General features: G+C 53.6%; 17 protein-coding genes. 8 read left to right on the forward strand and 9 right to left on the reverse strand.

The annotated features are described in order from the left end of the window. Positions 1–33: 33 nt before the first annotated feature. From rnt to ABLU78_RS00090, 4 genes are all read right to left on the reverse strand, one after another. Positions 34–678 carry a ribonuclease T gene (gene rnt / locus ABLU78_RS00075; protein WP_015366877.1) on the reverse strand — a complete coding sequence of 215 codons (645 nt, stop codon included), beginning with the start codon at positions 676–678 and terminating at the stop codon, positions 34–36. 266 nt (positions 679–944) lie between these two features. Beyond that, entirely contained in the window at positions 945–1,352 is a 408-nt protein-coding gene (gene gloA, locus ABLU78_RS00080; protein ID WP_015705221.1) for a lactoylglutathione lyase, read from the reverse strand. 79 nt (positions 1,353–1,431) lie between these two features. Then, a complete protein-coding gene (locus tag ABLU78_RS00085) occupies positions 1,432–2,529 on the reverse strand; it encodes an alkene reductase (RefSeq protein ID WP_015366875.1) in 1,098 nt (365 codons plus the stop codon). Between the two features lie 52 nt (positions 2,530–2,581). Beyond that, on the reverse strand, positions 2,582–3,181 hold the full coding sequence (locus ABLU78_RS00090; protein WP_015705222.1) for a TetR/AcrR family transcriptional regulator: 600 nt from the start codon (positions 3,179–3,181) through the stop codon (positions 2,582–2,584). Positions 3,182–3,314: 133 nt separating this feature from the next. On the opposite strand from ABLU78_RS00090, the gene ABLU78_RS00095 reads away from it, so the two are divergent. The 3 genes from ABLU78_RS00095 to sodC all read left to right on the forward strand — a co-directional run bounded on the left by ABLU78_RS00095 (position 3,315) and on the right by sodC (position 5,094). Then, positions 3,315–3,557 carry a DUF1289 domain-containing protein gene (locus ABLU78_RS00095; RefSeq protein ID WP_161799874.1) on the forward strand — a complete coding sequence of 81 codons (243 nt, stop codon included), beginning with the start codon at positions 3,315–3,317 and terminating at the stop codon, positions 3,555–3,557. A 48-nt stretch (positions 3,558–3,605) separates the two neighbouring features. Then, positions 3,606–4,502 (forward strand): aldo/keto reductase family oxidoreductase, encoded by an 897-nt coding sequence (locus tag ABLU78_RS00100; protein WP_020079000.1) that lies wholly within the window; start codon positions 3,606–3,608, stop codon positions 4,500–4,502. A 70-nt stretch (positions 4,503–4,572) separates the two neighbouring features. Then, positions 4,573–5,094, forward strand: coding sequence for a superoxide dismutase [Cu-Zn] SodC (sodC, locus tag ABLU78_RS00105; protein ID WP_015366871.1), 522 nt, complete (start codon positions 4,573–4,575; stop codon positions 5,092–5,094). Here the strand turns inward: sodC and ABLU78_RS00110 are convergent. The 3 genes from ABLU78_RS00110 to ABLU78_RS00120 are packed head-to-tail and all read right to left on the reverse strand — an operon-like array spanning position 5,087 to position 8,254. Beyond that, positions 5,087–7,111: an FUSC family protein gene (locus ABLU78_RS00110; RefSeq protein ID WP_042892339.1), complete on the reverse strand. Its 2,025-nt coding sequence runs from the start codon at positions 7,109–7,111 to the stop codon at positions 5,087–5,089. The two genes, sodC and ABLU78_RS00110, sit on opposite strands and share 8 nt — an antisense overlap. Next, entirely contained in the window at positions 7,111–8,007 is an 897-nt protein-coding gene (locus ABLU78_RS00115) for an HlyD family secretion protein (RefSeq protein WP_020078998.1), read from the reverse strand. Before ABLU78_RS00115 ends, ABLU78_RS00110 begins: the two co-directional genes overlap by 1 nt. Before the next feature lie 10 nt (positions 8,008–8,017). Beyond that, positions 8,018–8,254, reverse strand: coding sequence for a DUF1656 domain-containing protein (locus tag ABLU78_RS00120; protein WP_015366868.1), 237 nt, complete (start codon positions 8,252–8,254; stop codon positions 8,018–8,020). A 172-nt stretch (positions 8,255–8,426) separates the two neighbouring features. Here ABLU78_RS00120 and slyA point away from each other — a divergent pair, with 172 nt between their 5' ends. Beyond that, positions 8,427–8,867 carry a transcriptional regulator SlyA gene (slyA, locus tag ABLU78_RS00125; RefSeq protein WP_020078997.1) on the forward strand — a complete coding sequence of 147 codons (441 nt, stop codon included), beginning with the start codon at positions 8,427–8,429 and terminating at the stop codon, positions 8,865–8,867. 37 nt (positions 8,868–8,904) lie between these two features. On the opposite strand, the gene ABLU78_RS00130 is transcribed toward slyA, so the two are convergent. After that, on the reverse strand, positions 8,905–10,263 hold the full coding sequence (locus ABLU78_RS00130) for a GGDEF domain-containing protein (protein WP_020078996.1): 1,359 nt from the start codon (positions 10,261–10,263) through the stop codon (positions 8,905–8,907). Positions 10,264–10,484: 221 nt separating this feature from the next. Next, on the reverse strand, positions 10,485–10,952 hold the full coding sequence (gene slyB / locus ABLU78_RS00135) for an outer membrane lipoprotein SlyB (RefSeq protein ID WP_015366865.1): 468 nt from the start codon (positions 10,950–10,952) through the stop codon (positions 10,485–10,487). 263 nt (positions 10,953–11,215) lie between these two features. Between slyB and anmK the strand changes: the two genes are divergently transcribed. The 4 genes from anmK (at position 11,216) to tyrS (ending at position 14,869) form a co-directional block, all read left to right on the forward strand. After that, positions 11,216–12,340 carry an anhydro-N-acetylmuramic acid kinase gene (gene anmK, locus ABLU78_RS00140; RefSeq protein WP_015366864.1) on the forward strand — a complete coding sequence of 375 codons (1,125 nt, stop codon included), beginning with the start codon at positions 11,216–11,218 and terminating at the stop codon, positions 12,338–12,340. A gap of 91 nt (positions 12,341–12,431) precedes the next feature. Next, positions 12,432–12,755, forward strand: coding sequence for a C-type lysozyme inhibitor (mliC, locus tag ABLU78_RS00145; RefSeq protein ID WP_032711527.1), 324 nt, complete (start codon positions 12,432–12,434; stop codon positions 12,753–12,755). Positions 12,756–12,812: 57 nt separating this feature from the next. Continuing rightward, entirely contained in the window at positions 12,813–13,469 is a 657-nt protein-coding gene (pdxH, locus tag ABLU78_RS00150; RefSeq protein WP_032706215.1) for a pyridoxamine 5'-phosphate oxidase, read from the forward strand. Positions 13,470–13,594: 125 nt separating this feature from the next. After that, entirely contained in the window at positions 13,595–14,869 is a 1,275-nt protein-coding gene (gene tyrS / locus ABLU78_RS00155) for a tyrosine--tRNA ligase (protein ID WP_015366861.1), read from the forward strand. The last annotated feature ends 42 nt before the right edge of the window (positions 14,870–14,911 follow it).

The following is a 14,911-nucleotide window of genomic DNA, read 5'->3' on the forward strand; positions in this document are numbered from 1 at the left end:
AGCGACTTCTCCGGAAGTCGCTTTTTTTATCGCTTACGCTTCAGGTACAGGTAACGGCCAGCCGCCAAGGCGCTTCCAGCGGTTGACGATTTCGCAGAATAGCTGGGCGGTTTGCTCGGTATCGTACAACGCAGAATGGGCCTTGCTGCCATCAAACTCCATGCCGGCGGCGATGCAGGCTTTAGACAATACCGTTTGCCCTAAGGCCAACCCGCTCAACGCGGCGGTATCGAAGGTCACGAAAGGATGGAACGGGTTGCGTTTCAACCCGGCGCGCTCGGCGGCGGCCATCGTAAAGCTGTGATCGAAAGTCGCGTTATGCGCCACCATAATCGCGCGGCTACAATCGCTCTCTTTCATTCCTTTGCGAACCATTTTAAAAATGGCGTGCAGCGCATCGTATTCACTTATCGCGCCGCGCTCCGGATCGTTTGGGTTAATTCCATTGAAAGCCAGCGCTTCCGGCTGCAGGTTGGCCCCTTCGAAGGGAGCCACGTGAAAATGCAGCGTTTCGTCCGGCATCAGCCAGCCCTGCTCATCCATCTTCAACGTAATAGCGGCGATCTCCAGCAGGGCGTCGGTTTTGGCATTAAACCCGGCGGTTTCAACATCAATTACCACAGGATAAAAACCGCGAAAACGGCCGCACAGACCATTAAGTTGAGCGTTCTCGGACATCAGATTCTCTTAGCTGGAAAAAAGTAGCGCGCATTATGGCAAATTTTGCCGCGGCTTGCAGCAGGAAGGGAGAAAACATCGGGTGCGAACGCGCCCGATGAGATTGATGATAAACGTCATGCAATCAGTAGGATTTCAGATTGCATTAGACAAATAACAAGGAAAATCAATTTATTGATTTTCGGCTGATAACTACAAAGAAGGAAAAACCACGCTTTTTCCTTCTTTGTCAGCAGCCTGACGGGCGCGAACGCGCCCGAATTAACTTAGTTGCCGAGACCTTTTCCGGCATCTTTCTCTTCGATCAGCTCAATTTTGTAGCCGTCCGGATCTTCAACAAAGGCGATAACCGTGCTGCCGCCTTTAACCGGGCCAGCTTCGCGAGTGACATTGCCGCCATTCTGGCGAATACGCTCGCACGCTTGCGCCGCGTTGTCGACGCTCAGCGCAATATGGCCATAGGCGGTACCGAGTTCGTAGCTATCCACGCCCCAGTTATAGGTCAGTTCGATAACCGCGGTATCGCTCTCTTCGCCGTAGCCGACGAAAGCCAGCGAGTATTTATATTCAGGGTTTTCGCTGGTACGCAGCAGCTTCATGCCCAGCACGTTGGTGTAAAACTCAATAGAACGTTGCAGGTCGCCAACGCGCAGCATGGTGTGAAGTAAGCGCATAATTTCCCCTATGCAGTTTGTTTTGATACATCAGAGTCTTGAGTATAGCGGCGTTAGTACGCCGCTATCAATGGAGGGATTACAGGGTTGGATAATCGGTATAACCTTCCGCGCCGCCGCCGTAGAAGCTTTCCGGGCGCTGCGGGTTAAGCGCCGCTTTCTTCTGCAGACGCGCCACCAGATCCGGGTTAGCGATGTAATCGCGGCCAAAGGCCACGGCATCGATCAGTCCTTTATTGATAAGGTCGTTGGCTTTCTCCACCGTATAGGCGCCAGCGCCGATAATCGCGCCCGGGAAGCGATCGCGAACTTTCTGACGGAATTCGTCGCTGTACGGCTGGCCGCCGGCCCAGTCTGGTTCGGACATGTGCAGATAAGCGATACCGCGTTTTGCCAGCTGCTCAATAAGATAGAGCGCATCGGCTTCTTCGTTCGGGCCGTTATCGACGTTCTGGAAACTACCGATTGGCGACACGCGAATGCCGATACGATCGGCGCTCCACTCTTTACTGACGGCATCGACCACTTCCAGCACCAGGCGGGCGCGATTCTCAACGCTGCCGCCGTACTGGTCGGTACGCTGGTTAGAAGAAGGCGACAGGAACTGGTGCAGCAGATAGCCATGCGCGGAGTGCAGCTCTACCAGGTCGAAGCCGACATCGCGGGCATTGCCTACCGCCTGACGGAAGTCATCCACGATCCCTGGGATTTCGTCTGTTTCCAGCGCGCGCGGCATCGACGTATCGACGCGAATGGCATGACCGTTTTCATCACGCAGCGAAGTACGCGTACCTGCGCTCAGCGCCGATGGCGCAACCGGCGCCGCGCCTCCCGGCTGCAGGCTATTATGGGAAATGCGGCCGGTGTGCCACAGTTGCACGGCGATATGACCGTTTTCAGCATGAACGCCAGCGGTGATTTTTTGCCATGCGGCCATTTGCTCTGCGCTATGTAGGCCCGGCGCGCCGGCATAGCCTTTCGCCTGGGCGGAAATTTGCGTCGCTTCGGTGATAATCAGGCCGGAGCTGGCGCGCTGACGATAATACTCAGCCATCAGCGGAGTAGGGATGTCGCCTGGTTCGATGCTGCGCAGACGGGTCAGCGGAGCCATAAATACGCGGTTAGGTACGGTCACCGCACCGACTTTTAACGGGCTGAACAATTTAGATTCTGACATAATGACTCCTGAGTAGACCGGTCGTCTTGTAACTGGTTAAATAAAACGCCTGTTAAACCGCAGGCGCTGCAATGATTTGTTTGGCGTGAGCAAGGGCGCTTTCCAGCGGCGTTGCGCTACGCGTAATTTTGGCCTGTAAATTGGCTCCCAACCACAACGAGTACAGCACCTGTGAAAGGGTGATAGCTTCCCCCTCAAACAACAGGCTACCCTCCAGACGGCCCTTTTCCAGCGCTTCGCCCAATAGGGCGATAATCTGGCTGGCGCCTTTATCCATGGCAGTACGCATATCTTCCGACAGGTCGCACACCTCCGCCGACAGCTTCACGGTTAAGCAACCGCTGATAATGCCCTGTTGGCAAAACTGATTCAGCGTGTGCTGATAGTAGGCCAGCAGTCGGTCGCGGTAGTTGCCTTCGCCATGGTCAAAGTGATCAACCAGGCGCTGCAGATAGCCGGTGTAGTGATGTTCAAGCAGCGCGACGCCGAAGGCTTCTTTTGAGCGAAAGTAGTGATAGAAAGAGCCTTTCGGCACTTCCGCCGTTTTCAGAAGTTCACTTAAGCCCATGCCGGTAAAACCACGATGCATGCATAGTTGCTCGCCGGTGATGAGGATGTGTTCTCGGGTATCGCATTCGCTGTGTCTGTTCATGGAGCACACTGTAGTAGACCGATTGGTCTAATGCAAGCAAAATGATCGTTAGCGCGAATACGAAGACAACAAAAGTTGCGCACTGGCGGTGGAACGTCTTCAATGAGAGACAGAGAGAAAATACAGGAGAGCGGTGGTGGCAGAGCAGCTGGAGTTTTTCCCGGTACAAAGTCCGTGCCGGGGAATATGTCAGTCCGATGAACGCGGATATTGCCGCGGCTGTTTTCGTAGCCGGGATGAGCGCTTTAACTGGCAAAAGCTGAGCGACGCGCAAAAACAGGAGGTTCTGCGTCTGTGCCGCCAGCGTCTGCTGCGTAAAATTCGCGCGACTAAGCAGGAACCGGCGGAAGAACCGCAGCAACCCTCACTGTTTTGACGACAAATATGCGTATACTCAGAACACTTTTTTGTCGAGGAAGCGTTTATGGTTCAGCGTATTGCTATGGCTCCGCAGGGGCCGGAATTTTCACGTTTTGTAATGGGCTACTGGCGTCTCATGGACTGGAAGATGTCCACCGACGCTTTGGTTGGCTTTATTGAGCAGCACCTGGATCTGGGGGTTACGACCGTCGACCACGCCGATATCTACGGCGATTATCAGTGTGAAGCCGCGTTTGGCGAAGCGCTTAAACGAGCCCCGCACCTGCGTAACCGTATGGAAATCGTCAGCAAATGCGGTATTGCGACCAAGGCGCGCGCGGAAAATACTATTGGCCACTATATTACTGACCGCGACCATATCATTCTCAGCGCCGAGCAATCCCTGCGTAATCTGGCGACCGATCATCTCGATTTACTGCTGATTCACCGCCCGGATCCGCTGATGGATGCCGATGAGGTCGCTGAGGCTTTCCTCGCGTTACATCATAGTGGGAAAGTGCGCCACTTTGGGGTATCTAACTTTACGCCGGCGCAGTTTACGCTTTTACAATCGCGCCTGCCTTTTACCCTGGCCACTAACCAGGTCGAGCTCTCGCCGGTACATCAGCCGCTGCTGCTTGACGGCACCCTCGATCAACTCCAGCAGTTGCGCATTCGCCCGATGGCCTGGTCCTGCCTCGGCGGCGGACGCCTGTTCAACGACGAAAGCTTCCAGCCGCTGCGCGACGAGCTGGCGCAAATTGCCCAGGAGCTCAACGCAGAAAGCATTGAGCAGGTGGTTTACGCCTGGGTATTGCGCTTGCCGTCGAAACCGCTGCCGATTATTGGCTCGGGGAAAATCGAGCGCGTGCGCTCAGCTATTGTGGCGGAAAAACTGCATATGACGCGCCAGCAGTGGTTCCGCATTCGTAAAGCGGCGCTGGGTTACGACGTCCCGTAAGCCTGATTACGCCTCCGGATGCCGCTACCTGGTTTACACTTATCAGGGATACGGCTAATCCGGAGGTGTTATGCAACGATGTTTACTCGCTATTTTCACTCTCGCATTTTGCGCTGGCGCTCAGGCCGCCAGTGAAGATGTCTCCCTCAATCTTGTCACCAGCCAGAGCGTTGGCCAGGCCGTCGGCAGCGTTAAAATCACTGAAACCGACAGAGGCCTTGAGTTTACGCCTGATTTACGCGCGCTTCCGCCGGGCAAACACGGCTTTCATATCCACGCAGAAGGGAGCTGCCAACCGGCGATAAAAGACGGTAAAGCGGTCGCCGCTGGCGCGGCGGGCGGTCATTTCGACCCACAACATACCGGCAAACATGAAGGGCCATTAGGGGCAGGGCATCTCGGCGATCTTCCTTTGCTGGTGGTGAACGACGATGGCGTGGCTAACCAACCGGTTATTGCCCCGCGCCTGAAAACGCTCGCGGAAGTGAAGGGCAAAGCGCTGATGGTGCATGTCGGCGGCGATAATATGGCCGATAGCCCGCAGCCGCTGGGCGGCGGCGGCGAGCGTTTTGCCTGCGGGGTGATTAAGTAGTCCGTTCGGTAATGGTGCCGGCAATCGGCGCCTGTTCTAACTGCGATAGCGAGCAGTATAACCGCCAGATAATCGCCGCCAGCTCTTTAGCCGCCGGCTGATGATGGTGGTTAAGGGTATCGCATATCCGCTGCAGCTCCAGCAACGTCGAGGCAAGTGGGCGTTGCTGGACGCCGCGTTCACTCATGACGTCGCGTAGCAGGCTGATACACAAGTCGCGCACCTGTGAAAGTGGATCGGAGCGTGTCTCCCAGTCGCGTAGTTGCCACACGACATGCGAACAGTTGAGCAGCACCACGCCCCAGCGCAGCAGCCAACGTCGCGCCAGCGCGTCCTGGCTGCTGCTTAACTGGCTAATGTGGTGGTACACCAGTGACTCAAATTCATGCTCGCTGTGCTGCGGGCGTCGACTCAACTGATCGACAAAGTGACGCCGTAACGCACGAATATGGCGGCGGCTTTTGCGCGCATCCGAGCCGGGGCTGATAATCGCAAAGGCAAGCCACGCAAGACCGACACCAATGATTTTGCCGAGGTTATCATTAAGGAACGAGGCAAAGTCGTAAACCGGAGGGTTGGTGACCGAAATAAACGATCCCATAAAGACGATTAACTGCCCCCACAGCCCTGCGAGCTTCGGCATCTGGAGTTTCAATAACTGCATGGTGGTGAGCAGCGGGAACAGAAACAGTAAAAACTGCCACAGGTCGGTTATCTGCACCATTAGGCCAAACTTCACCATAAAGCTGAACAGCGACAACAGCACCAGCGTACGCATCAATAAGGTGAGCGATTTAAAGGGCGAAGGCGATATCGAGTAGAGTACGCAGCTAATGGCGGCGAGGGTGAGCGCGGCGGCGCAGGCCTGCCATTGGGTGCTGATACCCCAGGCGCCCACGGCCACCAGCGCGCAGAAGGTCCGTAAGCCGTTCCATAACGCTTCCGCCTGATCGGTATGGCGCGACAGCGCGGGCGCCGAAGGGACATTGAACACCGTGATAGCGCTGGCGTTCTCGATGCGTCGGATCCAGCGGCTGCTTTCGAGATAGATACGACAGAAATAGCGCAGCCGTTTCCAGAACGCCAGATGGCGATAGTCGGCGTTAGGGCCGGGGGCTAGCGGCACCAAAATTCGCGCCACGCTATAAACATTTGCGTGCGGATTGGCGAGCTCGCTAAGTAACGTTTCCAGCACCGCCCGCGTATTACCAGGCGCATCCGGCCAGTTCAATAACATTCGCCGCAGGCTGGAGATGACGCTGGTCATTCGCAACTGCTGATGCAGCAGATAATTCAGCAAGGGATTCTGCCGTCTGAAACGATAATGGCTCCAGAAGGCCTGGATACGCAGTAGATTCATAGTCAGGATCTGACCGATGACGCTTTCATGAGCGCTACGAATCGCATCGGTGGTTTCCGGCACCCACAGCAGGCTGGCATGCTCTAATAACCGTGAGTGCATATTCTTCAACGCCGTCAGCAGCGTGACGCCATCTGAGGTACTGGGCAGGATCATCATCATGAATCCGCCGGACAATATCCCCACAATCACTTCACAGACCCGCGACTGAGCGATAGTCCACAGTTCATTCGCGTCGGTAACATTTATAACCGGGAAGGCGATGATTGCGCAGGTATAGCCCGCCAGTTGAAAAGCGTAGGCGACGTTATTGGTAAACATCGCGCAGGCCCAGGTACAGAGCGCAATCCAGGCTGAGATACTGAATAAGAATAGCCACGGGTCGTTAAGGGTATGGCCCGCCAGTAGCAGGGCGGCGCAGGCGCCGAGCAGGCTGCCGGCGATACGGCCAAAACTCTTACTGATAACGCCGCCGACGGTCGGGAAGCTCACGACTGCGGCTGATGTCATTGCCCAGTAGGGTTCATCAAGATCCAGCGCATAGGCGATGCTAAGCGCCAGACACATGGCTATCCCATTGCGCAATGCGTAGCGCCATTGCGGGCGGCTGGCTTTAAACCACGGCAGTGATTGCCAGCGCAGAGCCTGCAGCTTCATTATTGTCCGCCAATTGACACGGTACAGGTGGTACCTGAAACCAATGTGACATCCGCAGGGAGTTTATCGAACTCGATACGTACCGGTACGCGTTGCGCGAGGCGCACCCACGGAATATTGGGTTTAATATTAGCGACCAGTGCCGAACCGCCTTCGACGCTCTGGTCGACGATAGCGCGGCCAATGCTGGAAACGTGACCCTGTAACGTTTGTTTGCTGCTGTAAAGAACGACCTGGGCGCTATCACCTTCGCGGATGTGACGTAGTTTGGTCTCTTCAAAATAACCCAGCACATAGAATGAGTGGCTGTCGACAAGGGCAAAGACGGGATGGCCGACGGAGGCATAGTCCCCGACCCGCGTTGACAAATTAGTTATCCAGCCATCAACCGGGGCTTTAACCACGGTTTGCGTCAGCTGCCACTGCGCATGCTCCAGCGCGGCTTGCGCCACGCCAACGACCGCTTTAGCCGCCTCATAAGTCGTATTGGCGGTATTCAGCGCGGTATTGACGGTTTCCATATCTTCAGCGGAGATGAAGTTTTGCGACAGACTGCGGCGGCGAGTAACGTCGCTGGCGGCCTTGGTTTGCTCGGCTTTGGCTTTTGCCAGTTCCGCTTTGGCTTTTGCCAACTGAGCCTGAGCGTTTAATACCGCAATGCGATAAGGCGTATCGTCAATACGGAACAGCACGTCGCCGGCGTTGACCAATTGGTTATCTTTAACATTCAACTGCAAAATACTGCCGGAGACCTGCGGGGTGATGCCGACCTGTTCGGCGCGGATTTTACCGTCGCGGGTCCATGGCGACTGAGTGTAGTAGTTCCAGACCAGCCAGGCGGCGATGATTGCGCAGGCGGCGATAATTAAGGTTGAGAGATATTTTAGTTTCTTCATGAAATGAGCATCACAAGAGAGTCAGGAGAACCAGCGCCAGGCAAACGGCCAGCGCAAACAGGGAAAGGTCCATCAGCAGGGGATGCCAGATTTCGCCGGCGTACATCCAGTCGCGCAACTGACGATGAACTATTAGCCAAATAAAGAAACCAAGCACGACGGCTTTAAATAACGGGGGAAAATAGATAGAAGCGCCGAACACCAGGTCCTGTAGCGACAATCCGGGAGTGTTAAGACTCAGTTTCACAAGCAAAAATCCTTTGCCGTTGCAGGGATAATGTTCTTGGTGATGAATTAGTTCACATTGTAAATCATTGTTTTGAATTTAGTGAATCAAGTAATTCATTTGTTTTGGTAATTTAAATGCTGCACACTATTCTAAAAGCAGTATAATAACTTAGCAAGCTAATTATAAGGAGATGAAATTGGAATCGCCACTTGGTTCTGATCTGGCACGTTTGGTACGCGTTTGGCGCGCGCTGATCGACCATCGCCTGAAACCTCTGGAGTTAACGCAGACGCACTGGGTCACGCTGCATAACATTCATCAGCTACCTCCTGAGCAGTCGCAAATCCAGTTGGCCAAGGCAATTGGTATTGAACAGCCCTCTTTGGTGCGCACGCTGGATCAACTGGAGGAGAAAGGGCTTATTTCTCGCCAGACTTGTGCAAACGATCGCCGGGCGAAACGTATCAAGCTAACGGAAAAGGCTGAACCGCTGATCAACCAAATGGAAGACGTGATCGGCAAAACGCGTGATGAAATCCTTGCAGGTGTATCAAAGCAGGAAGTCGAAACGTTGCTCAACTTAATCCGTAAACTTGAAAACAATATCCTCGATCTTCAGGCTAAAGACTAGCCAGGAACAGGGCTCTGCGCTTGCAGAGCCCTTTCAATTATTTATTCTGCCAGACCACCACGCGATTGCGGCCACCGTTTTTCGCCGCGTACATAGCCGTATCCGCGCGCTTAACGCATTCTTCAGCCTCAATGAGCGAGCTTGTCGCCGTGTAGACACCCATACTAATGGTCATTTGTTCCGGCAGTGAATCCTGCCCGGCGCTGACCATCTGGCGAATTCGCTCGGCTATCGCCAGCGCATCATCAGCATCAGTATTTACCAACAACAGGGCAAACTCTTCGCCGCCGATGCGCGCGGCAATATCCTCACGACGGACATGGGTTTGTAATACGCTGGCGGCAAACTGAATCACCTTGTCACCCTGGACATGACCGTAGTTGTCGTTGATACGCTTAAAGTGATCGAGATCGCTGACGATGACGGAAAGCGGTTGTGCTGCTGAAGTATGCGGCAATAGTCCATTCAGCGTGTCGTAAAAGTAGCTGCGGTTGTACAGTCCGGTTAACGGGTCACGGATAGAGTTCTGATATGAATTGATGTATTTGTTGTTAGAGTCGCGATAGAGAAGAAAAACGTCGCTTAACAGGACGAACAGCATAAATAAGGTACTTAAGGTTTCGAACAGGCGCGCCTGATTCCAGGCGATAATATGCTGACTACCTGTCGCTGTGAGTAATACGTTTAGCGTAAATATATAGGCGGCACAGAAAAATGCGCCGCTGTACCAGAAGATATTACGTAGCCGGGTTAGCATAATCAATAATATCAACGTACATACCCAGGCTAAAAATAGCAGCCAGCCCATCCAGTAATGCCATAACGGAGTAAAAGTGCTGGTGATATCGTCGATAAAATCGATGCTTAGTAACGGACTATTACTGGAGTGTAGCCAGGATAAAATAAGAATGGCGGCACTGAATAGAAAGCATACCGTCAGTATTATAGCATGTGCGCCAGCAGCCTGGTTAAGATGTTGGCGAAAACGATATATTATAATGGCAGTGATAAATAACACGGCCATCAGAATATTGCGGAACGAATAAAAGATCAGCGCGTCATTTTGTTTAACAATATATTCGCTGTTGCACAGTAGCCAGCCGGGATAGCTGCTCAGAGTGCCTAGCATCAACAGGGCAGAGCTGGCAAAAGCGAAGGCGATGGGCATCAGATACAGCCGGTTTTTATCACACCAATACTTCATGCTCATAAAACAAGAAATAGTAATGTGAAAAATCATTAATATTATTGTCAGTAAAGGGAAAAGTGGTGATGAAGTCGTAGGGATACGATTAACAACTGAATTAGATAATAAATCGATCGTAATAATTGCCAGGCTGCAGGCAATAATATAAGCAAATAAGCGGTGTGATAACCGGTTTAGTTTCAGAGGCACAGGCAAACTCCCGCGATAAAAGGGCGGATAAAAACGACGTGCAGGTCGCTAAATGAAAAAGACCACTTCAGGCTAACGAATTAATCAACGGGAAATATTGCGCAAACGCAAGTTGTCGCAGAGAAATATCAATAAAATTGATATATGTATGATAAATTATTTGGAGCTAAATAATAATTATGAGGGATTAATGCGGCCAATAAAGGCCGCATTAGAGAGGCTTAACGCGGGGAAACCGTCACTTGACTGCCGCTGCCGGCAATGGCTACGCGCTGGCCGACGGAGAATGGGGTGTTACCCTGTTTCTGAACCACCATGATGGTGTTACCGTCATCTTTACGGATTTCCAGCTCAACGCCCTGCGTTTTGTTCATCGCGCCCTGTACGCCCTGACCGGCTACGCCACCGGCAACCGCGCCTGCAGCGGTTGCAAGAGAACGACCAGTACCGCCGCCGATGGTATTACCAAGGAAGCCACCGAGTACCGCGCCGCCAATCGCGCCGATGGCATTGCTGTCATCGCCGCTTTGGATCTGGACCGCACGGGTATGTACGATGGTACCGTAGGTCACGCTTTGCACCTGCTTGGCTTCTGAGGCTGTGTAAACATCGCCGGATAGGCCACTGCTGCTGACGCAACCCGCCAGGGTTAAGCCAATCATCGAGACAGCCAAAACACGTAAAATCATCTATGAATCTCCTGTGTACCAAAATGTTCCAGTGAACTTCCATGTGGTCAATTATATGGCATTTAAGCGTTCGCTGGCATAGCTTCCTTATGGACCGTTTAAAAATAATAAGGTTCGCTTTAACGACGGATAAACGTAAGTACTTTACCTAACAAATTCTTGCGGCAGAACTATTGTTAAAAAGTATTAGTGCGCCATAGCATTGAACGCTGCTTTATGATGCACTGATGGTACTGCAAAAGTCATGGAACGAGGGTAGGCGTATGAAATCAGGTCGTTTTATTGGCGTAATGTCTGGCACCAGCCTTGATGGCGTAGATGTTGTTCTGGCGGCAATAAATGAAAACATAGTGGCGCAGCAGGCGAGCCTCTCGTACCCCATCCCGGTCAATCTGAAAGAAGATATTTTAGCGATTTGCCAGGGGCAGCAGCTGACCTTGTCGCAACTGGGGCGACTCGATACCCGTTTGGGCCGGCTATTTTCTGACGCAGTATTAGCGCTGATGCGCCAGCAGAACCTTCAACCTGAGGATATCGTCGCTATCGGTTGCCATGGCCAGACGGTGTGGCATGAGCCGACCGGCGATGCGCCGCACACGATGCAAATAGGCGATAACAATCAGATCGCAGCGCATACCGGCGTGACCGTGGTGGGGGATTTCCGCCGCCGCGATATGGCGCTTGGCGGCCAGGGCGCGCCGCTAGTCCCTGCCTTCCATCAGGCTCTGTTGGCGCACCCGGTTGAAAGGCGCATGGTGCTTAACATCGGCGGCATAGCCAACCTTTCCTTGCTGGTTCCGGGGCAGCCGGTACGCGGTTACGACACCGGGCCGGGGAATATGCTGATGGACGCCTGGATCTGGCGCCAGTGTGGTAAACCCTACGATAAAGACGCGCAATGGGCCAGTGAAGGCAAAGTCTTGCTACCGCTGCTGCAGGATATGCTTAGCGACCCGTGGTTCGCGTTACCCGCGCCGAAGAGCACCGGTCGCGAGTATTTCAATTATGGTTGGCTGGAAAAACATCTGGCGCGCTACGCCAATCTGCGAGGGCAGGATGTTCAGGCCACGCTGACAGAACTGACCGCAGTGACCATCAGTGAGCAGGTTTTGTTAAGCGGCGGCTGCGAGCGTTTGTTAGTTTGCGGCGGCGGGGCGCGAAATCCGCTGTTGATGGCGCGTCTGGCGGCGCTGCTGCCAGGTACTGAAGTCACGACCACCGATGACGCCGGCATCAGCGGCGACGATATGGAAGCGTTGGCCTTTGCGTGGCTGGCATGGCGTACGCTTGCTGGCCTGCCGGGTAATCTTCCTTCCGTTACCGGCGCCAGCGAAGCGACCATTCTTGGTGCCATCTATCCCGCGAATCGAGCGCAGAATCAGAGTTAACTGAAGTCGCTATTTTTTATTTACCGGTAAACTGGACGAAATTCCGGGAGGGCGGTTTGCTCTCCTGACCGGGAAAGTCGAAGGCATACTCATGAAAAAAATTCTTATTGCGGTAGTCCCTTTCATGCTGGCAGGGTGTAGCTATTACAACCAATTCGTTGAACGGATGCAGACCGACACCCTTGAATATCAGTGCGATCAAAAACCGTTGACCGTCCATTTGAACAACGCGCGTCAGCAGGTTAGTTTTATCTATGATAATCAGCAATTAAACCTGACCCAGGGGCTCTCGGCTTCCGGTTCGCGTTATACTGATGGCGTTTATGTCTTCTGGTCGAAGGGCGACAGCGCCACCGTTTATAAGCGCGACCGCGTCGTACTGGACAACTGCCAGTTGCAGACCGCGAAACGTTGAGATTTCCGTAGCGGGGGAGCACAATAACGCCACCCTATGACAACGATCTCAATGGTTATGTCTGATAACGACGAATTGCAGCAAATCGCGCATCTGCGCCGTGAATACACCCGTGGCGGCCTTCGTCGCCACGATCTTCCCGCTGAACCCCTGACGTTATTTGAACGTTGGTTGCGTCAGGCCTGCGACGCTAAGCTTGCCGACCCGACGGCAATGGTGGTCGCGACCGTTGATGAAAACGGCCAGCCCTATCAACGCATCGTATTGTTAAAGCACTATGACGAAAAAGGGTTGGTGTTTTATACCAACCTGGGTAGTCGCAAAGCACATCAAATCGAAAAAAATCCCCATATCAGCCTGCTGTTTCCCTGGCATATGCTGGAGCGGCAGGTGATGGTAATAGGTCAGGCAGAGCGTCTGTCGACGCTGGAAGTGGTGAAGTATTTCCACAGCCGACCGCGCGATAGCCAGATCGGCGCCTGGGTCTCCCAACAGTCCAGCCGTATCTCCGCTCGTGGGATCCTGGAAAGTAAATTCCTCGAGTTGAAACAGAAATTCCAGCAAGGCGAAGTGCCGTTGCCGAGTTTCTGGGGCGGCTTCCGCGTCAGCATCGAACAGATGGAGTTCTGGCAGGGCGGCGAACATCGTCTACACGACCGCTTTTTATACCAGCGGCAAAATGATGGCTGGCAAATCGACCGTCTGGCGCCATAAAGGACGCAAAATGTTGTTTTAAGCGCTGGTGCTACGTGCTCCGGCGCTTTATTCTATGTACCTTTCGCGTCTGGCGAAAAGTCGTGTACCGGCAAAGGTGCAGTCGTTTATACATGGAGAATTTGATGGCAAGCAGTAACTTGATTAAACAATTGCAAGAGCGGGGGCTGGTAGCCCAGGTGACGGACGAAGAAGCGTTAGCAGAGCGACTGGCGCAAGGCCCGATCGCGCTCTATTGCGGCTTCGATCCTACCGCTGACAGCTTGCACTTGGGGCATCTTGTTCCATTGTTATGCCTGAAACGCTTCCAGCAGGCAGGCCACAAGCCTGTGGCGCTGGTGGGCGGCGCGACCGGTCTGATTGGCGACCCGAGCTTCAAAGCCGCTGAGCGTAAACTCAATACCGAAGATACCGTGCAGCAGTGGGTGGACAAAATCCGTAAACAGGTTGCGCCATTCCTCGATTTCAACTGCGGCGACAACTCGGCGATTGCCGCGAATAACTACGACTGGTTCGGCGGCATGAACGTGCTGACCTTCCTGCGTGACATCGGTAAGCACTTCTCTGTGAACCAGATGATCAACAAAGAAGCGGTGAAGCAGCGTCTGAACCGTGACGATCAGGGTATCTCTTTCACCGAGTTTTCCTATAACCTGCTGCAGGGTTATGACTTTGCCTGCCTGAATAAACTGCACGGCGTGGCGCTACAAATCGGCGGCTCCGACCAGTGGGGCAACATCACATCTGGCATCGACCTGACTCGTCGTTTGCACCAGAATCAGGTCTTCGGTTTGACCGTTCCGCTGATCACCAAGGCCGATGGCACCAAGTTCGGTAAAACCGAAGGCGGCGCGGTATGGCTGGATCCGAAGAAAACCAGCCCGTACAAATTCTACCAGTTCTGGATCAACACCGCGGATGCGGACGTTTATCGCTTCCTGAAGTTCTTCACCTTCATGGACATTGCCGAGATCAATGCGCTGGAAGAAGAAGATAAGAACAGCGGTAAGGCGCCGCGCGCGCAGTACGTGCTGGCAGAGCAGGTGACGCGTCTGGTCCACGGCGAAGAAGGCCTGGAAGCAGCGAAACGTATTACTGAAAGCCTGTTCAACGGCAATCTGAGCGACCTGAGCGAAGCGGATTTTGAACAGCTGGCGCAAGACGGCGTGCCGATGATCGAAATGGAAAAGGGCGCCGATCTTCTGCAAGCGCTGGTAGATTCCGAGCTGCAGCCGTCCCGCGGCCAGGCGCGTAAAACCGTAGCCTCCAACGCGGTGACCATTAACGGTGAAAAACAGTCCGATCCGGAATATGTATTCAGCGATAGCGACCGCCTGTTCGGCCGCTATACCTTACTGCGTCGCGGTAAGAAGAATTACTGCCTGATCTGCTGGAAATAAAAAATAAAACCAGGGCGTGGGAAACCACGCCCTTTTTCTTTT

The sequence above is a fragment of the Klebsiella sp. JN_Kp122 genome, assembly GCF_040062085.1.
GTDB lineage: Bacteria > Pseudomonadota > Gammaproteobacteria > Enterobacterales > Enterobacteriaceae > Klebsiella > Klebsiella aerogenes.